Annotated in this window: 15 protein-coding genes; 8 read left to right on the forward strand and 7 right to left on the reverse strand. The window is 59.6% G+C overall.

Translation table 11 applies throughout. From position 1 onward, the window contains the following. Positions 1–142: 142 nt before the first annotated feature. From CJ255_RS10540 to CJ255_RS10550, 3 genes are all read left to right on the forward strand, one after another. Positions 143–1,783, forward strand: a complete 1,641-nt coding sequence (locus CJ255_RS10540) for a lipopolysaccharide biosynthesis protein (RefSeq protein WP_097644062.1) — start codon at positions 143–145, stop codon at positions 1,781–1,783. A gap of 126 nt (positions 1,784–1,909) precedes the next feature. Next, complete coding sequence (locus CJ255_RS10545) at positions 1,910–3,058, forward strand: glycosyltransferase family 4 protein (protein WP_097644063.1); 1,149 nt, start codon at positions 1,910–1,912, stop codon at positions 3,056–3,058. 219 nt (positions 3,059–3,277) lie between these two features. Further along, positions 3,278–4,501: a glycosyltransferase family 4 protein gene (locus CJ255_RS10550; protein ID WP_097644064.1), complete on the forward strand. Its 1,224-nt coding sequence runs from the start codon at positions 3,278–3,280 to the stop codon at positions 4,499–4,501. 55 nt (positions 4,502–4,556) lie between these two features. Here CJ255_RS10550 and CJ255_RS10555 read toward each other — a convergent pair whose 3' ends face one another. Both CJ255_RS10555 and CJ255_RS10560 read right to left on the reverse strand, forming a co-directional pair. Then, positions 4,557–5,987, reverse strand: a complete 1,431-nt coding sequence (locus tag CJ255_RS10555; RefSeq protein WP_245863318.1) for a DUF58 domain-containing protein — start codon at positions 5,985–5,987, stop codon at positions 4,557–4,559. Positions 5,988–5,998: 11 nt separating this feature from the next. Further along, on the reverse strand, positions 5,999–7,201 hold the full coding sequence (locus tag CJ255_RS10560; protein ID WP_097644065.1) for a phosphoglycerate kinase: 1,203 nt from the start codon (positions 7,199–7,201) through the stop codon (positions 5,999–6,001). A 231-nt stretch (positions 7,202–7,432) separates the two neighbouring features. Here CJ255_RS10560 and CJ255_RS10565 point away from each other — a divergent pair, with 231 nt between their 5' ends. From CJ255_RS10565 to CJ255_RS10575, 3 genes are all read left to right on the forward strand, one after another. Then, the gene (locus CJ255_RS10565) at positions 7,433–8,056 is read left to right on the forward strand and encodes a histidine phosphatase family protein (RefSeq protein ID WP_097644066.1); all 624 of its coding nucleotides are present in this window, start codon (positions 7,433–7,435) and stop codon (positions 8,054–8,056) included. 302 nt (positions 8,057–8,358) lie between these two features. Continuing rightward, on the forward strand, positions 8,359–9,114 hold the full coding sequence (gene cobS / locus CJ255_RS10570) for an adenosylcobinamide-GDP ribazoletransferase (RefSeq protein WP_097644067.1): 756 nt from the start codon (positions 8,359–8,361) through the stop codon (positions 9,112–9,114). Then, positions 9,111–10,319, forward strand: a complete 1,209-nt coding sequence (locus CJ255_RS10575) for a tRNA (adenosine(37)-N6)-threonylcarbamoyltransferase complex transferase subunit TsaD (RefSeq protein ID WP_097644068.1) — start codon at positions 9,111–9,113, stop codon at positions 10,317–10,319. Before cobS ends, CJ255_RS10575 begins: the two co-directional genes overlap by 4 nt. 49 nt (positions 10,320–10,368) lie before the next feature. Here the strand turns inward: CJ255_RS10575 and CJ255_RS10580 are convergent, their stop codons facing one another. The 4 genes from CJ255_RS10580 to murA form a co-directional block, all read right to left on the reverse strand. Beyond that, positions 10,369–11,583, reverse strand: coding sequence for an AAA family ATPase (locus tag CJ255_RS10580; protein ID WP_124681900.1), 1,215 nt, complete (start codon positions 11,581–11,583; stop codon positions 10,369–10,371). Beyond that, the gene (locus tag CJ255_RS10585; RefSeq protein ID WP_097644070.1) at positions 11,576–11,914 is read right to left on the reverse strand and encodes a hypothetical protein; all 339 of its coding nucleotides are present in this window, start codon (positions 11,912–11,914) and stop codon (positions 11,576–11,578) included. Before CJ255_RS10585 ends, CJ255_RS10580 begins: the two co-directional genes overlap by 8 nt. Before the next feature lie 94 nt (positions 11,915–12,008). Then, complete coding sequence (locus CJ255_RS10590) at positions 12,009–13,019, reverse strand: MBL fold metallo-hydrolase (RefSeq protein WP_097644071.1); 1,011 nt, start codon at positions 13,017–13,019, stop codon at positions 12,009–12,011. Between the two features lie 7 nt (positions 13,020–13,026). Continuing rightward, complete coding sequence (gene murA / locus CJ255_RS10595) at positions 13,027–14,391, reverse strand: UDP-N-acetylglucosamine 1-carboxyvinyltransferase (protein WP_097644072.1); 1,365 nt, start codon at positions 14,389–14,391, stop codon at positions 13,027–13,029. Positions 14,392–14,806: 415 nt separating this feature from the next. On the opposite strand from murA, the gene CJ255_RS10600 reads away from it, so the two are divergent. Further along, positions 14,807–15,802 carry a homoserine kinase gene (locus CJ255_RS10600; protein ID WP_097644073.1) on the forward strand — a complete coding sequence of 332 codons (996 nt, stop codon included), beginning with the start codon at positions 14,807–14,809 and terminating at the stop codon, positions 15,800–15,802. A gap of 16 nt (positions 15,803–15,818) precedes the next feature. Here the strand turns inward: CJ255_RS10600 and CJ255_RS10605 are convergent, their stop codons facing one another. Continuing rightward, positions 15,819–16,406: a hypothetical protein gene (locus CJ255_RS10605; RefSeq protein ID WP_097644074.1), complete on the reverse strand. Its 588-nt coding sequence runs from the start codon at positions 16,404–16,406 to the stop codon at positions 15,819–15,821. 388 nt (positions 16,407–16,794) lie between these two features. On the opposite strand from CJ255_RS10605, the gene CJ255_RS10610 reads away from it, so the two are divergent. Further along, on the forward strand, positions 16,795–19,158 hold the full coding sequence (locus tag CJ255_RS10610) for an RNA-binding domain-containing protein (RefSeq protein ID WP_097644075.1): 2,364 nt from the start codon (positions 16,795–16,797) through the stop codon (positions 19,156–19,158). Positions 19,159–19,388 lie beyond the last annotated feature (230 nt).

Here is a 19,388-nt window from a genome sequence, read left to right on the forward strand (position 1 = left end):
GACTCTGTGCTCTCTGTGCCTCTGTGGTTCAATACTCTGTGCTCTCTGTGCCTCTGTGGTTCAATACTCTGTGCTCTCTGTGCCTCTGTGGTGAAAACCTCTGTATCTCTGCATCTCTGTGATTAAGGTTATACTCATATCCATGAAAGTCTCCAAAAGCCCCTCGTTAGCGACGCAGGTCTCGAAGGCGGTTGTCTGGAATACGCTCTTTGTGCCGTTGCGTCTGTTGGCCGAGGTGTTGGCTACGCTGGTGAAGTTGAACCAACTCTCGCTGGCCAGTTTTGGTCTGCTGGCGATTGTCAGCGGGGCGAGTAAGGTCTTGGGTACCGGCGTTGATCTTGGTACGACGCGGGCGCTGCCCAAGTATATTCCTGAGACCAATCGGGCCGGGGGGGCCTTGGCCACGCTGCGCCTGTTGCAAATCATTTTGGCGGCCAAGATCGCTCTGCTGCTCATGGTAGCCGGTGGGCTGCTGATCTTTCAGCCCAACTTTGTTGGTTACCTGCACGGGCTGATTACCGGCGATGAGCGCCTTGATGGGGTGAGCCAGGCGGTGCTGCTCGATTTTGTTACGCGCTACGCTTGGCTCTTGGCGACGACGATTGTAGCACTGCTCTTTCTCGGCATCTGCTACAACATGCTCATGGCCTACCTGAGCAGCTTCTTTAAGCAGCGGGCCTGGAATAGCATCGATCTCGCGGCGAAGCTCTTGCCCCAGGTGCTGATCGTCGCGGCAATCTTAGCGGGCTGGGATATTCTGGGGGTCTTGGGGGCAATGGTGCTGGCCCCGACCATCGCGGTGATCCTGGCGGTTTGGCAGGTGCTACGTCTGCGCCGCGAGTTGCAGGGCGACGCCGCGACGCCTGTGGCCGCTGCGCCGTGGCACGCATGGCGCACATGGTTGCCGCAGGGCTTCATCCGCTACTCGGCGGTCTCCTTCCTCATGACCGCCACCGATATGATTGCGAGTGTCAACTTTGCCCTCTTTTTAGCCGGCGATCTCGGCGATGTGGCGATCATCTGGGCGGGCAGTGCGCTCGTGGGCATGGCGTTGAGCTACCTCTATACGCCAATGGTGGGCGTGCAGGTACCCCTTTTTGCGCGGGTGCGCCAGGGCGAAGGCGGCACACTCAATGGCGCATACCAATCGCTCGTGCGCCTCCAGTTGCTGCTTTTAGTACCTGGTGGCGTTGGGTTGATGCTACTAGCCGAACCGGCCCTCTTGGTGATCAGCCCGCAATACCTCGTGGCCGCGCCGATTGTCTGGGTACTCGTGCCATGCCTCTTCATCGAATGTCTGCTCACCACCGCCCACAACGCACTGATTGTCTACGAACGGCTGCCTGTCATTATCGCCTCACGTCTGATTACGCTGGCGGTTGTGTTACCCTTAGCCTGGCTGTTGCCGCCCATGGTGGGCATCGTCGGAGTCGCGTTGGCCTTTGGTTTGGCCCGTGTTGGTTCGGGGCTCTGGGTAACCGCGAGCGGCATGCGGCTATTGGGGCTACGCTGGCCCTGGCGCTTCACGCTGCGCGTCTGTGGTGCGACATTGGCGATGGGGCTGCTCATTTTGGCCACGCGGGGTCTGCTGCCCCCGCTACCCACGGAGGCCAATCTGGGCGAACGGCTCATTGAGGCGGGCTGGCTCTTGGGCTTGGCCGCAGTGGGCGCAGCGGCCTTCTTTGCCGCCCTGCGCCTACTCGGTGGGCTCGATCCCCAGGATCGCACCCAACTGGAACGCATGAAGCTGCCAATGAAACGCTGGATTATGAAGGTGCTGTAGGTTGTGGGGCAACAAAGTTGCCCCACAACCTACAGCGGGAATGTTGTTGGGGCTACGCCCCACACCCGCTTTTTTCTTTCGTGTTGACGGCGAAGCCGTCAACACGAAAGAAAAAATTTTAACTCTATGAATGTAGCCCTCTACAACCTGACCACCACCACCCGCTTTGGCGGGGTCGAGAGTTTCGTCTGGGATTTGGCCCGTGAATTGGCCGGGCGTGGCCATGCGGTGACGGTATTGGGTGGGGTGGGGCCGCGCCGCGAGGCTGGCCCTGGCGTGCGCGTCCTTACCTTCCCCTTTGTCTCGCGGCGTCTTTTCCAGGCAGTGCCGCCGTTGCGCCGTGCCTACGCCGAAGCCAAGTTGGCTGAACGCTTAACTATGGCTGTTGCGGCGCTGCCTGCACTTGTTGCTGGGCGCTACGACATTATCCATCTACAAAAGCCCTACGACATGGGGCCAGCCATTCTGGCGCGGCGCTTGAGCGGGGCCAAAGTGCTGCTGGGCTGCCACGGCGAGGATTTTTATCGTGGCGACCGCCTCCTCGCCCGCCAGATGGACGGTGCGGTCTCTTGTTCACACTTCAACGCCGCAACCGTGGCGCGGCGCTACGGCTTTACACCGACGGTGATCTTCAACGGCATAGACACACAGCTCTTTCGCCCGCAGCCGCGTGATGCGCGCCTGCGCCCCGCCTTGGGCATCGCCGCCGACGCCCCACTGCTCCTCTTCGTCGGGCGCTTGCAGCCTTGGAAGGGGCTTGAGACCGCCATTCGCGCCCTTGCGCTGCTGCCAGGCGTTCACCTTGCCGTCGCGGGTGATGGCGAAGATCGCGCCCGCCTGACCAAGCTCGTCAGCCAACTCGCTGTGACATCACGGCTCCACTGGCTCGGCGCCGTGGAACGGCGCGAACTACCGCGCATCTACAGCAGTGCCGACTTACTCGTCGCCACCAGCCATGCCAGCGAAACCTTCGGCATCGGCCTGGTTGAAGCACAAGCCTGTGGGCTGCCAGTCGTAGCCTCACGTTTTGGCGGCTTCCCCGAAGTGGTAGACGAAGGGCGCACGGGCCTGCTCTACCCCCCCCGCGACGCAGCAGCCCTCGCGCAAGCGGCAGGCAACCTGCTTGAAGATCGGGCGCTCCGTGGTAGCATGGCAGAAGCCGCACCCGCGTGGGCCGCCCAATTCACCTGGCCCGCCGTGGCCGAACGGGTGGAAAGGGTGTATCGTAGGGTGGGAGGGAACCGGGTTCCGTTTTCAGGTAGAGAGTTTTTTTGAACAAGGGGTTCAAAACACCAATAAGAAGAGGTACTTAGGATTGAACCACAGAGACACCGAGGGCACAGAGATGATAACGAAGAGCGTGCCAACAATGGTGATAGCCACACCCTTCTCTGTGTTCTCGGTGCCTCTGTGGTTCAATTCTCTGCATCTCTAAAAAGCCGCCCGAAAGCCGCTCATGTCTCGGCGAAGCCTCACCCGCCGCAAGCAAGATCTATGCACATCCTGATCGTCAGCACCTACGGCTTTGATCCCGCTTTCCCCAGTCGCCCGGAGCAACTTCAGGCGCGGGCGTTGGTACGCCGTGGTCATACGGTTGTGGCCCATGAGTACCGCGACCGGCGTTATGCTGGGCAGACGCTACGCCACGAGTGGTTGCCCGCTGGGATTGCGGTGCATCGCGCACCAACCTATGGGTTTTTTGCGCCCGAGGCGCTCTTGCGGCTATATCACGCCGACCGCCCGCAGATCATACACCTGCACCATTTGCGTAGTCTGCTGGGCTTTCAGACCGTTTTGGCCGCTCGGCGTATGGGTATTCCCACGGTGCTAACGGTGCATGGCCTGTTGCATGATGGCGATCTTGTGGTTGATCGTGAGCGGCCTTTGGAAGCGCCGTTGCGCTACCATAATCTGCTGACCACGCCGGGGCGTCTGGTGCGCCGCTTGGCTACAGGTGCCCATCCACGTCGCACGCTACGTAACTATCTGATCCACGCCCCGCTGCTCTGGGTTGATCGGGTCGTTGCGCTCTCGTATGGCGAACGTGATCTGTTGGCGCGGATTGGGGTGCATCCGTTGAAGATCAGTGTGTTGCCCAATGCGCTTGATCTGGAGGACGTGGCAAGCCAGCAAGCAGAGAACATACCCAGTGAAGTGCCCACGCTGCTCTTTATTGGCCAGTTGGTGCCGCGTAAAGGTTACGATCTTTTGCTACGGGCGTTACCCGCCGTTATGAAGGCGGTTCCCACAGTCCGCTGCATCTGTGTGAGCCACAACCGGGCTGATGAGGCGGAATTCTGGCGTCTGGCCCGTGAGGGCGGCGTGGCTGAACGGATTGAACTGCGCGGGCGGGTGAGTGAGGCAGAAAAGATGGCCCTGCTGCGCTCGGCGACGGTGGTAGTGGCCCCCAGCCGCTACGAAGGCTTTGGCATCCCCCTGATCGAAGCGCTACTCGCAGGTGCCCCCGTGGTGACTACAGATGTCATGGCGGGTAACGAGGTCATCAGCCACGAACAGACTGGCCTCCTAACACCGTATGGTGATGTGGATGCACTGGCGGTAGCGATCATCCGCCTGTTGCGTGATCAGCCATTGGCCCAGCGCCTCGCTGCCACGGGGCGGCAGGAGGTACTGGAACGCTACGACGCCAATCGGCTCGCAGCCGAGTTGGAGCAACTCTACCAGCGTCTTATCGTAGCACGGAAGACGAGACAATGAAACGATTGGGACGCCATGTTCGGCAATCTACAATCTACAATCTACAATCTACAATCTACAAACGTCCCTGAGCTTTGAGGCGTAAATAGGTATTTACCACCCCCACACTAAGCCGGTCGGCAGGGACGTCAATGGTCTGGACACCGCCGCGCTGCATGCGATCCAGCAGGGCGCGGCGTTCATCAAGCAGACCTTCGGCGACGACGCGCTGATAGAGGCTGGTGCTGTCACGCGGGGGTTGGCCGCTGGCACTGCTGAGGAAGGGATCGCTGATGGTGACACAGAGCGGCAAATGGTGGCGTGCCAAGCGCGTCAGGTGGCTCACCAGTGGCCCGGCGGTTTCAGGGGTCGCAAGGTCGGTGAAGAGCACAATCAGGGCGCGGCGGCGCTGACGGCGGGCCAGATATTCGAGGGCCGCCCCGTGGTTGGCCTCCACCGGCTCAGGTTGCAGGTTGTAGAGCCCCTCAAGGATGGCTTGAAACTGCGGTTTACCGCGTCGGGGGGCGATGTAGCTGCGTACATCATCGGCGAACGCAAGCAGGCCCACATGGTCGCCCCGCAAGCCCGCGACATAACTAAGCATCAGGGCCGTATTGACCGCATAGTCAATCCGCATCAACTCAGCGACGGGCGGGGCCATGAGGCGGCCACAGTCGAGCACACAGACAACATGTTGGCTGCGTTCGGTCTCATACTCAGCGGCAATGAGCTTACCGCGCCGCGCCGTCGCCTTCCAATTGATGCGCCGAAACTCATCATCGGCGCTATAGTCGCGGAGGCGCTCAAACTCGCCACCGGGACCACGGGTACGCGAGACGCGCAGGCCCAACTCGTGCAGGTGGCCTTTGCGCGCCATCAGGTCGTACTTCCGCAGCTCAAGGATGTTGGGATAGACCTTAACGGGGGCGGCGAGCGGGTAGCGCACTTGGCGCAGCACTGCGCCCAAAGGCCCAGCGAAGCGCACCGTCAGATCGCCAAAGGCATAATCGCCACGGCGGGGCGGGCGCAGATGGTAGCGTACCTCAGCAACATCATAGGGCGCAATGCTCCCCTCAAGAAACGTAGCATCGGCCACAAACTCGTGGGGATGCTCATCACGCAGGGTAAAACGCACCACCCGTGGGGTCGCATTCGCCAGAATCAGCGTAATCAGATTCTCGGCCCCCAGCGAAAGGCGCGGCTCATGCACCCGTTCAACCTCAACCTGCTGCTGGCGCACCACCATAACGCCATCACTGATAGCCAAGCCAAGCACCACCAGCACATAGACAACCGCAACCCATACCAGCCCTGGCGCCCAAGCAGCCAATGCAATCAGTGGTACAGCCCCTAAGAGGAGCAACAGGATGCGTGGGGTGGGGAGCATAGGGTTCAGAAACTGAAAGTCGTGGGTGGTGCGACGCGGTGGCTTCGACAGGCTCAGCCACCGCGTCGCCGCTAGTTTGCGCCCTTGCGCCTTTGCGTCAAACAGAGCGCTGTGCGCCACACGCAGCGCCCCTACTTCTCCGCAAGGGCGGCCACGCCCGGTAGCACTTTGCCCTCCAGCAGTTCAAGGGAGGCACCGCCGCCGGTGGAGACGTGGGACATGCGCGCGGCAAGGCCAGCCTGCTCGACGGCGGCGACCGAGTCGCCCCCACCGACGATCGTCGTGGCACCGGCATCAACCGCATCGGCCATGGCTTGGGCAATTGCGCGAGTGCCAGCGGCGAAGGGCTCCAGTTCAAAGACTCCCATGGGCCCATTCCAGATCACCAGTTTCGCGGCGACCACTTCGGCGCTGTAGGCCTTGGCCGTCTCGGGGCCAATGTCGAGCATGCGCCAACCAGCGGGGATGGCATCCACAGCGACCACCTTGGTCTGGGCGTCGGCACTAAAGGCATCGGCGATCAGCGCATCGCTCGGCAGCAGCAGGCGCACCCCGGCGTTCTTAGCTTTGGCCAAGAGGTTGCGTGCAATCTCGACGCTCTCCGGTTCTACGAGTGAATCGCCGAGTTGCTTACCCTCCGCAAGGAGGAAGGTGTTGGCCATACCTCCGCCGATCAGCAGCGCATCAACCTTGCCGAGCAGATTGTCGATTACATTGATCTTATCGCTAATCTTCGCTCCGCCGATGATGGTCACAAAGGGGCGTTGAGGCTGTTCGAGCGCCCCGCCGATGTAGGCCAACTCCTTTTCCAGCAAGAAGCCAGCGACGGCGGGCAGATGGTGGGCGACACCTTCAGTAGAGACATTGGCGCGATGGGCGGCCCCGAAGGCATCATTGACGAAGACATCACCCAAGCGGGCCAACTCGGCGGCCATCGCGGGATCATTCTTCTCTTCGCGTGGATCGAAGCGGGTATTCTCCAGCATGAGCACCATACCCGGCCTGAGCACCGAGGCCGCAGCCTCCGCCGCCGCACCGGTGATCGCCTCGGTCTTGCGTACCTCGTGGGCTTCGGGCAGCAGCTCAAAGAGGCGTTCAACCACAGGGCGCATGCTGTACTTGGGGTTGACTTTACCCTTGGGCCGACCGAGGTGGGACATCAACACAACGCCATTGGCGCCATGCTCCAACAGGTAGCGAATGGTCGGCAGGGCGGCGCGAATGCGCGTATCATCAGTCACATTACCCGCATCATCCTGGGGCACATTGAAGTCTACACGCACAAGGGCCCGCTTACCGGCCCACTCTACGTCACGGATGGTCTGTTTAGTCATAAGGGGATCTCCTTCTGCGGAACTATCCCAACAGGCGACATTGTAGCATATGCGGCCTACTTGTGCAGCGCCCAATATAATTGACGCCTCTATCAGCCTGTGCTAGGATACGCTTTGCGATGATACGTTACCATTTGGTTAAAGATGCGCGAGGCCAAGCCTTGCCCATCCACCCCATTGCTATGGGGGGGTGTGGGTGCCAAGCTCCCATGACCCCGAGGATACCGATCTGTGCGCACTAGTATCTGGCTTGTTCGCCATGGCCAGACCCGTAACAACCTTGAGCGCCGCTACCAGGGTCGTGGCGATAGTCCGCTGACGGCTTATGGGCAGCGTCAGATTGATGCGTTGGCCGCTCGGCTCAAGCGCATTCCCTTTACCGTCGCCATTGTGAGCCCTGCGCCTCGTACACAACAGACCGCACAGGGAATTCTGGCTGGGCGACGCGGTATGACCGTGCGCCTTGATGGGCGCTGGGCTGAAGTTGACCACGGGCGTTGGGAGGGGTTGACTTACAAAGAGGTCTTAGAACGCTACCCCGATGAGGTGCGTGCCCGCTGGAGCCAAGGGATCAATGGCCGCGCCCAAGGGGGCGAGAGTCTCGCCGAAGCCTATGCGCGTATCGCCGAGGCTTGGCGCGTCCTGCTGCGTGATTACGCTGGTGGCCGTGTGCTAGTTGTAACCCACGCCACCCCCATCCAACTGGTACTCTGCGAGAGCTTTGGGCTGGCCCCCGGACGCCATTGGCATTGGCGTGTAGATTTGGGGAGTATTACTTGCCTCGATATCTATCCCTCAGGCGTGATTACGCGGGTGATCAATGAGGTTCCACGGCTCTGTGAAGGTCAGGCGTGAGGTACAGAGCATTGAACCACAAAGAGGGTCGCGCAGAGGTACAGAGCATTGAACCACAGAGGCACCGAGATCACAGAGTTTTGAACTGAGGGAGTGCTAAGAAGCTGTCTGAAAAGGGGCTTCATGTTGTTGCACACGACGTGGCGTGCGTTGGAGTGCCGGCTTTAGCCGGCTGAAGCCGGCACTCCAACGCCAACCCATAGACTTTTCAGACAGCATCTAACGACGGTGCTTGCCTTGCCCTTCATCGCTATCTCTTCCGAAACTCGCTCCGAAAGCAGCGGGAGGCGGGTATACACATCATGCAATTGCTGCTGCCCTTCATTGCCGCGCTGCGCTTCATGACGACGCTGCCGCTGGGTTGGTTGCCGCAGAATGATGACCAGACGATGCTGCGGGCGCTGCCCTGGTTTCCGGCGGTTGGTCTGACCATTGGCCTGGTGCTGCTGCCCCTGGGCTGGCTGGCTGGTCAACTCTGGGGCAGCCTCACGAGCGCCGCACTGCTTGTGGTCGCGTGGGCGCTCCTGAGCGGCGGGTTGCACCTCGATGGGTTGAGTGACACCTTTGATGGCATCACCAGTTGGCGACCCCGCGAGCGCAAATTGGAGATCATGAAGGATAGCCACATCGGCGCGATGGGGGTCAATGCGATCATTGCGGTACTGCTGCTCAAATTTGCGCTCCTCGCTGAAGCCGGGGCGCTCTGGTGGCAGGCGTTGCTCATTGCGCCACTGCTAGGCCGTTGGATTACACTCTTCAGCATGGCTGCCTTTCCACTTGCAAGCAGCAGTAGCCTTGGGCGTAGCTTTCGTGATCACCTGCGCCCGCGCACCATGATCATTGCCAGTGGCTTTGCTGCTGCTGGTACAATAGTGATTGCAGGCATGGCGGGCCTCGTAACCATGCTGCTGGTGGCGCTCGTGGCCGGTCTGCTGGCCACATGGTGGACCCGCGAACTGGGCGGGTTGACCGGCGATACCTATGGTGCCCTCTGCGAAATTAGCGAAGTTGTCGCCCTAGCATCACTTGTGGCGGCAGCTAGGGTAGCTCAACTATGAATGTTTTGCCTGAAGATTTTACCATTCTCGCCCTCGAAACCTCATGTGACGAGACTGCTGCTGCGGTGGTGCGCGGTGGGCGCACGATGTTGTCCAATGTTGTCGCTTCGCAAATGGAACTGCACCAGCGTTTTGGCGGCGTGGTGCCCGAAGTGGCGTCGCGTCAACATATGCTCAGCCTGGTACCCGTGGTCAATGAGGCGCTACGAGCGGTCCCCGAGGGCTGGGATGGCATCCACGCCATTGCCGCCACCTGTGGCCCCGGCCTCAGTGGGGCGCTGCTCACTGGCCTCAATGCGGCCAAAGCGATGGCGTGGCAGCGTAACCTGCCCTTTATTCCGGTCAATCACCTGGATGCTCATATCTATGCCAGTTGGATCAAGACCGAGAATGGCAAGCAGCAAACCAATGGCGAACGGCGTTTGAAGAGCCTTAAGCGCAGTGAGCCTGAGCCGGGCAATGGTTCCGACGAGCCGCCCTTCCCGCTGGTGGCCTTGATCGTGTCGGGCGGCCATACCATCCTGGCGTTGCTACGCGATCATGGCGACTACCAGTTGCTTGGTCAGACCCGCGATGATGCGGTGGGTGAAGCCTTCGATAAGGTGGCGCGCATTCTGGGCCTGGGCTACCCAGGCGGCCCTGCGCTTCAGCAGGCTGCGCTCGGCGCAACCCCGGCGGGCGTGCTGCCGCGCGCTTGGCTGCGCGATAGCTTCGATTTCTCCTTTAGTGGCCTCAAGACCGCCGTGCTGCACAAGGTACAAGAGCGCCAAGATTTGAGCGAGCGCCTGCCGCGTCAAGGCGCGAGCGAGCGGCGTCAAGGCGGGCGTGCCGTGCCACCAGCAACCAATCCGCCGCCCCCCCCAGCCCCCGAACCAGCACAACAGCCCACCGTCAGCCTCGACAGCACCTTTGTTGCCCAGATGGCCCACGCCTTCCAAGAATCGGTGGTAGATGTCCTGACCACCAAGGCGGTCGAGGCGGCAGCACGCTACAATGCAGCCGCAATCATTCTGGCGGGCGGGGTCGCGGCCAATCTACGCCTCCGCGAAGAACTCACCCGCCGCGCCACGGTGCCGGTGCGCTGCCCGCCCCTCGCCCTCTGCACCGACAATGCCGCCATGGTAGCCGCAGCAGCCTTCTACCGCTACGATGCAGATAGTACGAATGTGTGGGCTACAGATGTGAATCCGTCGTTGAAGTTGTGAGGGACACAGAGGAACGGAGGAACAAACGTAATGCGTACAACACATCACATCACACCAACTCAAGCTGATCCAGAACCAGATCAATAATCTGCTCTGTCTGCATGACCAAGGCTTGCCAATCGTGTTGAGGGGCGTCGGTGCGCCGGGCAGCGCTGTGGTCGAGTAGCTCTTGACGGGTGCGCTCAAGGTCGTGGAGTAGGGCGGTGTAGTAGGTGGTTGTATAGGCGATATTGGGTGCGGCGGCGGTGGCGCGGGCGCTGAGTTGGGCCAATTCGTGGCTCAATTCGGCAAGTGGGCGCTCGGCGCTGATGGCTTGGCCGCCCGCTTGTTCAACCACTGGCCCCACAATCGCTTGCAAGGCCGCAATCTGTTCAGGGTGGTTCCAGATGTGCAAGAGTACCCAGAGGTCGGCTGCACTGGCCTGTTGTTCGCCGCGTAGCAGGGCGGCGGCGGCGACCAATTTGAGCAATTTGACGGCCCGACGATCACTGAGGCTGATCCCTTCGGCGCGAATCTGACGCACCAGTTCGCGGTAGTCGTCGAAGATCGGCACGAGGTCAATCTGCTCAAGTGCATCATAGGCGATCTGCAACTGATCGAGGCTATCGAGAATCGGCACCAGTGTCTCGTTGCGCCCCAATTTGATCCGTTCACGCTCCATCTTCCATCCTGCCGCAAGCAGATCACGGAACTGCCGTTCATCCACATTATCAGTGCGTACCCGCAGCAAAAAACGATCATAGAGTGCGGCTAGATCATCACCCTCAGGCACCTCGTTGGTCGCTCCATAGACACTGATTAGTGGCACGTTGATCTGTTCTAAGCCATTAAAATAAAAGCGTTCATTGAGAATCGTGAGCAAAGCGTTGAGAATGGCGCTATTGGCCTTAAAGACCTCATCAAGGAAGGCGATGCGCGCTTGGGGCAAAGCGCGGTCAATATTGCGCGTAAAGGTTCCAGCTTGAAACTCCTTGATATTGACCGGGCCAAAGATCTCGTTGGGTTCGGTGAAGCGGGTAAGCAGATACTCAAAGAGCTCGCCCGCATCCTTACGTGCGCCCAAGAGCACCACAAAGCGCTTGATCAACTCCGACTTAGCGGTACCAGGCGGCCCCACAAGCAAGAGATGTTCGCGGGCTAGGGCCGTAATAAGCATCAGATCAATGATCTGGCCCTTGCCAACAAAATCCTTCTTGAGCTGATTGCTCACATTGTCGCGCAAGAGCGCAATCAGATCGGCAAGCGCGATTGTCGTACTACCCAAAAGCACGCAATTCCCCCGTTTCACTCAGGGTCCAGCGCGTCCCATCGCTGGCCTTAATGCCGGTCTGCAGACGCCAGCGTTCTGGCAGCGGGCGGGGCAGGGCCAGCATGCCACCACTGGGCGTATCGAGCAGCGTAAATTCCAAGCGCCCCTTCGCTGAGCCACTAAACTCGGTGCGTACTTTCCAGCAGCCATTCCACTCGCGGTAGAATTCGTAGCGCAATTCTACCGGCCCCACCAACTCCTCCAACACCTCGCGAATCAAGGCTCGCGCCTGTGGTGCGCGTTTACGGAGATCGGTGAGGGGCGTGGGTAGTGATGCTTGGTTCATGGTTGTCCTTATTATCAAGAACGCTAACGCCCATTGGGAAGCCATGTTCGGCAATCTACAATCTACAATCTACAATCTACAATCGTAAATGGTATCACACCGCCCGATAGCGCGGCACGCCACGTTCATCCTCGGCGACCTCTTCGAGATTGGCGACCTCCAGCATGCCGCGTTGGTCGAGATACTCAAGGTAGGCTCCGACTTTCTGGATGGCCAAGAGTTCATCGTAGTCGCCAACCGAGGGGTAGAGTTTGTGCGTGAGTGAGGCGATGCTGTGTGGTTCAGCGCATGCCTCATAGATGCGCTGGATACGCTGCTGTTGGGTGCGTTCGATGCGGGCAATGGCTGCGCCTACATCCTGCACGGGGCGATCATGGCCGCCTAAGCAGAGTTCCACCCCTTGTACTTGGGCAACTTTACGCAGCGATTGGAGAAAGTGATCCACCCCAGTTGAGGCGGTGAGGCTTTCGGGCGAGAGGAAGATCGCTACCCCCGGCAGGACATGGTCGGCAGTCAGGAGGATATTGTCAAGCTGCAAGCAGACATGCCCAGGGCAATGGCCCGGCACATGGATGACGCGAAAGAGCCCATCGAGCAGATCGCCATCACGCATCACATCCTGCACTGGCAGCGATTGGAAGAGATGTTTGCCCCCGCTGTACATCTTGAGCAGCCGCATGCGGTGGGCCTCATCAAAGCCCGCCCGCCGCAGAAAGACCCCCAGGCGGAAGCGGGTGAGCGCCAAACGCTCATCATGCTTGATCAGCACGCGGCGATCCAGTTCATGCACCGCAATGGGCGCATCGGTCAAATGGCGCACCATATTCAAGCCACCGTGGTGATCAATATGGGCATGGGTAATCACAATGCGATTGAGGTCGGCCCAGCTTACCGCCTCGTCCCACTCATCGGCAATCGCCGCCATACCGGCCCGCAGTTGCTCATCACTTGAACCCTGGCCACTGCCCACATCCACGAGGGCCAGATAATCGCCAGCGATCACCAGATGGGCGTAGGCCCAGAGGCTCGGAAAGACCCGCAAGGGAATGCGGTAGATCCGAATTCCGTTGGAGGTGGTAAAGCGGGTGATGTTCTCTTCTGCCATACAACCCTCACGCTTCCCAGATACGTTCGATCTTCAGGTTCATGCGTGCGAGGCGCGGCACCACATCGCCGTAGCCCCGTTCGAGCATCGGTACACCACGAATAAAGGAGGTGCCGTGGGCAATTGCGGCAGCAATGATATAGGCCAACCCGGCCCGTAGGTCGGGAATGGTTATCTCATGGCCTTCGGCATAGAGTGGCGTTGGCCCCACAATGATCGCACTATGCTCATGGTTGGCGTCGCGGTAGCGACAGGGCAGCCCGCCAAGACAATGGGTGGTAAGCTGGGTATTGGCCCCAAGCGCATTGAGTGCCTTGAGGTAGCCAAAACGATTCTCGTAGACCGTCTCGTGAATAATCGAAATGCCATTGGCTTGGGTGAGCATTATCGCAAACGGCTGCTGCCAGTCGGTCGAGAACCCAGGATAGACATCGGTTTCAACCACGGTGGGCTGAAGCGGGCCACGACGAAAGAAACGCACGCTATCATTATCGAGCAGTTCAAAACCGCCGCCCACCTGCTGGAAGTAGGCCAAGAAATTGCCCAGATTGTTGGGATTGATGCCGGTGACCGTAATATCGCCATCGGAGGCACCAGCGAGGCAGGCCCACGAGGCCGCTTCGATGCGATCTCCCAAGATGGGCATGCGCGTGCCCCACAACTGCGGCACCCCTTCAACGCGAATCTCGCGCCCAGCCGAGGTAAAGATCACCGCGCCCATCGCACGCAGCATCGTAATCAGATCAATAATCTCAGGCTCTATTGCGGCATTAGCGATTACACTGCGCCCCTCAGCCAGCACACTGAGGAAGAGGCAGGTCTCGGTTGCACCCACACTCGGATAGGGCAACTTGATCTGCGTGCCACGCAAACGTCCGCGCCGTCGCGCCAGATAGCCCTCGGCGGTGGTGCTTACAATCCCACCAAACTGCTCAATCGCGTTCAGATGGAAATCCACCGGGCGCTCACCGATGCGGCAGCCACCCAAGACCGGCACAGCCACCTCATCAAAGCGGTGCAGCAGTGCGCCCAGCAGCAGAATAGGAATCCGGTTACTCCCCGAATCGGGAATAGGCACCTGAGCCGAGGCGAGCGCCGCCGGATCAATCGTCAGCGCATCACCCTCGGCAGTGACACGCACACCAATCGCCACCAACATCTCGCGGGTAATTGCCACATCGCCAATCGGCGGCACATTGGTCAAACATGTAGGCGACGTACCAAGCAGCGCCGCCACCAACGCCTTCGTCGTAAAATTCTTCGCACCCAGGGCGCGAATTTGGCCCACCACCGGCTCGCCACCTCGGATGCGGTAGCGTGCTTCCCCTTGGGGGGCTGGTGGGGCGGATATCGTTGTGAGCGAGGAGATCATAATGAGTTTAGAGGGAGAGGAGAGGGCACAGAGAGCACAGAGGGTTTTCACCACAGAGGCACAGAGGACACAGAGGGTTTTTTAGAGAGTCTACCGCTTTTTCGGCTGAAGGAGAGGGCACAGAGGGTTTTCACCACAGAGGCACAGAGGACACAGAGGGTTTTTTAGAGAGTCTACCGCTTTTTCGGCTATCGGGTTTTCGGCTATCCCTCAGGGATGATACACTATATCTCTCCGCTCTATGCAGCAAAAACGGCGTTGGTTGTGGCATGTACACTATCTGCTGCGCCCAGGGTGGCAAACATTTCGTATAATGGGCACGGGAGGGGCGCGAGGATGAGAAGCACTTCGCTGCCAAAGCACCCTGCCCTCCCCGTCAGATCAGCGTTTGACGAACAGCTAGGGAAGCCTCCTGATGCTCACACAGTACGATGTCGAGCGCGCCTTGCAGAACTATGACCTTGGAACGGTTCGTTCGGCGCTGCCGGCGAGCCACGGGGTAGTCAACGAGACCGCTTTCGCCGAGACGAGTAGGGGGCGGTATGTCGTGCGTCGCAATCAACGCAAGATTGGACGTGCTTCGATCATCCTGCGCCATCGCCTCATGGCATGGCTGCGGGCGCGTGGTTTTCCTGCCCCGCGCTTAGTGACCACCCGCTCTGGTGAAACCTCCGTAGAACTTGATGGTCGTATCTTTGAGGTGTTTAATTTCATTGATGGCGACGAGTTTAATGCTGAACGCTCTGCACATATTCGTGGTACAGGCTCAATTTTAGCCCGCTACCACCGTGCGGTTGAGGGGTTTCCCGATGCACCCGCCTACCAAGGGCCGCGCTACACCACCCAATCGCTACCCGGATTGATTGAGCGCATCATGGAGCGCGATGTGATGGGCGATCTTATGGTACCACTCAACTGGTATGATCGCCGCGCCTCCGATTTGCGGCGCGCCCTGCCCGAAGCGGTCTACGAGTCGCTGCCCTATGTCCTCATCCACGGCGATGTCCACCGCGACAACCTGATCTTCCGGGGCGATGTGGTGGCGGCTCTGATTGACTTCGATCAAGTGACCATTGATGCACGTTTGGTTGATCTGGCCGATGCCATGGTTGACTTTGCCGTCGGCCCTGCGCCCCACGACTGGTACCCCTGGGGGGTCTACGCCGGCCCACTCGATGCCACGCGGGCGCGCAATCTGATCGAAGGCTACAACGAAGCCCTACCGCTGACCGATGGCGAACGGGCAGCCCTACCAATCTTGATCGAAGTCATCTGGCTGCAAGGCAACCTGCGCCGTGTGCTCATGACCTCCGATGCCGAACCCGACTACCACCTCGAAGTGCTTGGCCAGGGCCGCCGCCTCTCGCAATGGCTCGCCGAACACCGTGAGGTGCTGTTGCGAGAGCTGTAATACCATAATCTGAAATCTACAATCCCCCCGGCACCACAATCAGGCGCTGCTCAACGGGCGGATCGGGGGGCAAATTGGTAATCAACAGAAGCCCCCGATCCTCCGGTAGCGGCACCGAGAGCTCCAGGGGCGTCGAGGCACCTGGCCTCAAGGTGACGCTGGCCCCGCCCCCAGCGCTGTAGCTCACCCCGCTGCTATCGCGCAACTCAAAGGCGCTAATCGGCACCAACAGGTCGTTACTACTCTGATTGGTCACCGTCCCAAGTACCTGGAGACCACCACTCACTGGTTGCAGCTCTTGGATGTGAATGCGCAGGCGCGCCGTCTCGGCCCGAGGCTCCACCGGACGGCCCGCAGCCCCCGCACCCAAGCGCACCAACAGTTCGCGGGCACGCTGCTCTAGCTCACTAGGCAGATTGCCCAAGGTCAAGCTTGGCAGGGTAAAACCCGGCACGAGGCTGGCCGGCGTAGGCTGGGCAGCAAAAATTTGGCTCAAATCATCATTGGCGGGCGCAAAACGGCCCCGTGTGCTGAGCAGAATCAGCAGCACCGCCAAGAGCGCCCCCCAAAACCAGATAGGGATCCCGCGTGAACGTTCAAACATAGAGCCTATCATAGCAGATGGGTGCAACGAGACAGATGTTTGGTGAATCCGTTCGAACGGAGGGGGAGCGCAAGGGAACCTAGCTCCCTCGCACACCCTAGCTACACATGTTGGTCACACCCATCTCTAGGGCAGATCGCTGCTACTACGCCCTAATTCCTTGTTGTCTAGGAGAGAGCTTTACGGTATCATATGCAAAGAGCTAACCATTGAATGTGGGCCTGACGGCCCCGCTGTTGTGTGTCAAGCATGACTTGCCAGCAGTGAACTGGCTGAAAGGAGGGCTACCGCAGCGTCGCATTCGATCCGCACGCGACAAGCGCCAAAAAAGTGAACGTTGACCTGAAGAGTGAGAAAGTTAAAGTAAAGTTTGTGGAGTTAAAAACCTATGAGTATCGTCGCGGAGAACCGCAACGGGATGCGTTGGATTCGCGCAGATTTGCATCTGCACACTCCCGCTTCTGAGGATTATGCCGAACCTGAGGTTAGCTACCTTGATATTCTGCAAGAGGCTGAACGTCGTGATCTGGAGATCATTGCCTTTACTGATCACAATACTGTCCACGGCTATGAGTTGTTTCAGCGCGATCTGGATTTTCTGCAAACCCTTGAAGCAGCAGGACGTTTGACCGAAGAGGAGCAGCAACGCCTTCAGGAGTATCGCCGCTTATTGGCTAAACTGACCGTTCTGCCCGGTTTTGAGTTTACTTCGCACTTTGGTGCCCATATCTTGGGTGTCTTTCCCCCCGATCGCCCGATTAGTTTGATTGAGGCGACCTTGCTCCAATTGGGCGTGCCCCCGGATCAACTGAAGGTGGGGGCTTGTAGCGTTACCAATACCCGCCATGTGACCGAAGCCTATGAGATTATTGCGCGCGCTGGCGGTCTTGTGATTGCGCCCCATGTTAATGGTCCCAATGGGGTGGTGAGTGAGACGCTGCGTATGGGTACGAGTGGCCAAGCACGCATTGCGGTTTCGCAAAGCGCCCATCTGCATGCCCTTGAGTTTATTAATTTCTATACCGACCATGAGAAGTTTACGTCGCCTGGTTTCTATAATGGCAAGACTGAACATTATGAGCGGCGTATGTTTTGCATTCAGGGGAGCGATGCCCACCGCCTGCGCCGTCTGCCCGATAGCGAGAACCATGTGATGCATCGCCACGGCATTGGCGACCGTTATGTTGAACTCCTGCTGCCCGATAATAGCTTTGAGTCGTTGCGTGCCCTGCTTAGTAGCCAAGAGTTTGACCGTGTGCGTGTGCCGAAGCGCGATCAGAAGCAGTGGGCGGTGGATGCGATCCGCTTTGGTGGCTCCTCCGAACGCCAAATTCTGCGGGTTTTGGCTGGTGAACCTCCAGCCGCCTATGCTTTCTGGCGCGATGTGGCTGCCCTTGCCAATAGCGGCGGCGGTGTGCTGATTATTGGCTGTGAACCCGGCGGGCGCGTTGTTGGCGTGGAACGGCCCGACCATGTGAGTGAGGCGTTGCGCCGGGGTGTGGCGGAACATGTGACCCCTCAGCCCTACCTCTCTTTTGAGTTGATGAGCTATGAGGGCCACGATGTGATGCGTGTGGAGGTGAAGGCCGCTGAACCGCCGCCCTATGTCGGTAGCGATGGCTCGATCTCTATTCGCCGCGATGGTGAAACTCACCCCGCTGATCGCGGTGAGATTATTCAGCTCTGCCGCCGCGCCTTGGCTGAAGGGGCCTCTTCGCCCCTTGATAATGGCCAAGATATTGATCTGCCCCGCTCTGGGGTGCAGATCGTGAGCGCCCAAAAGCGCGGCGGTGTCTGGCTCTATGAGGTGCGCGATCTGCGTACCACCGCTGGAGTCACCCGCGACCGCGCTCAGGGGCTGTGGGCCTATGCAATTAGCCGCCACGAGGATCTGCGCGATGGCCGGGTTGATCTGCAGAGCCAAGTGAAGTGGAAGGGCCGCCTGGGCCTCTGGCGCGCCTATCGCCAGGGGAGTCGCACCAAGTACGACCTCGTTCACCGCGATGCCAATGGTGTGATTGATCACATCTTCTTTGGGGTCAGCGATTGGGGTCTGAGTGATGCGTGGGCGACTCTGCTCAATGAACGGAATGGCGATGCAATCGAAACCGAGACCCAAGCTTTTGACCCAACCGATGAGCTGCCACCAGGGGTTGGGCATGAAGAGCCCCTCGAACCGCTTGAGGCCCCAACGGAACTTGCTGAACCGAGTATCTGGGGCGAGCGCCGGGTGCGCTGGCGCGGGCGCGGTGGCCTCGCGAAGGTGACACTTGATCCCACTGGCGATGCTCGCTTCGATCTGGTAATGAAGGATAAAGAGGGCGATGGTCAGCAGAACTACCCGGCGGTGCCACTCGAAAAGCTCACCGAAGCTTGGCTGAGCCTCATCCGCGTCCCACGTCCGCGTACCGGCATTGAGGTGATCAACGCTGCCCGCAACGATGAAGGTGAACTCCAATACATCTTCCGCAACCTACGCACCGGCGATGTCAGCGGTGTCCCCTGGCGCCTCCAAGATATTGAGCCTGGTACGGTACGTGAGTATGCCGCACGCATGTATCAGCAGGATCAACCTCTGGATGAAGAGAAGGTGCGCTGGTGGGGCAACTTGGGCTACCTACGCCCCATGCGGAGCCAAGTTGATCTGGTCTTCCTCGATGAACATGGCGAGGCCCATTTCTACTATGCCGCCCGCCGCGAAGAGTTGACCGGCGAATGGCGTGAGTTGCTTGAGCTCTATGGTGAGGTGTGAGGCGGGGATGCGGGGATGCGGGGATGCGGGGATGCGGGGATGCGGGGATGCGGGGATGCGGGGAGGCGGGGAGGCGTGAAGGCGCGAGGCGCGAAGACGCGAGGACGCGAAGGCGCGAAGACGCGAAGGCGTGAAGGCGTGAAGGCGCGAAGGTACCCCAGTTTTGTTGCGTTCCTCTGCTTCTCTGTTCTTCTGTTCCTCTGTTCTGCCATTGTTCTGCCATTGTTCTG

This window comes from Candidatus Viridilinea mediisalina, from assembly GCF_002532535.1.
Taxonomy (GTDB): Bacteria; Chloroflexota; Chloroflexia; order Chloroflexales; family Chloroflexaceae; genus Viridilinea; species Viridilinea mediisalina.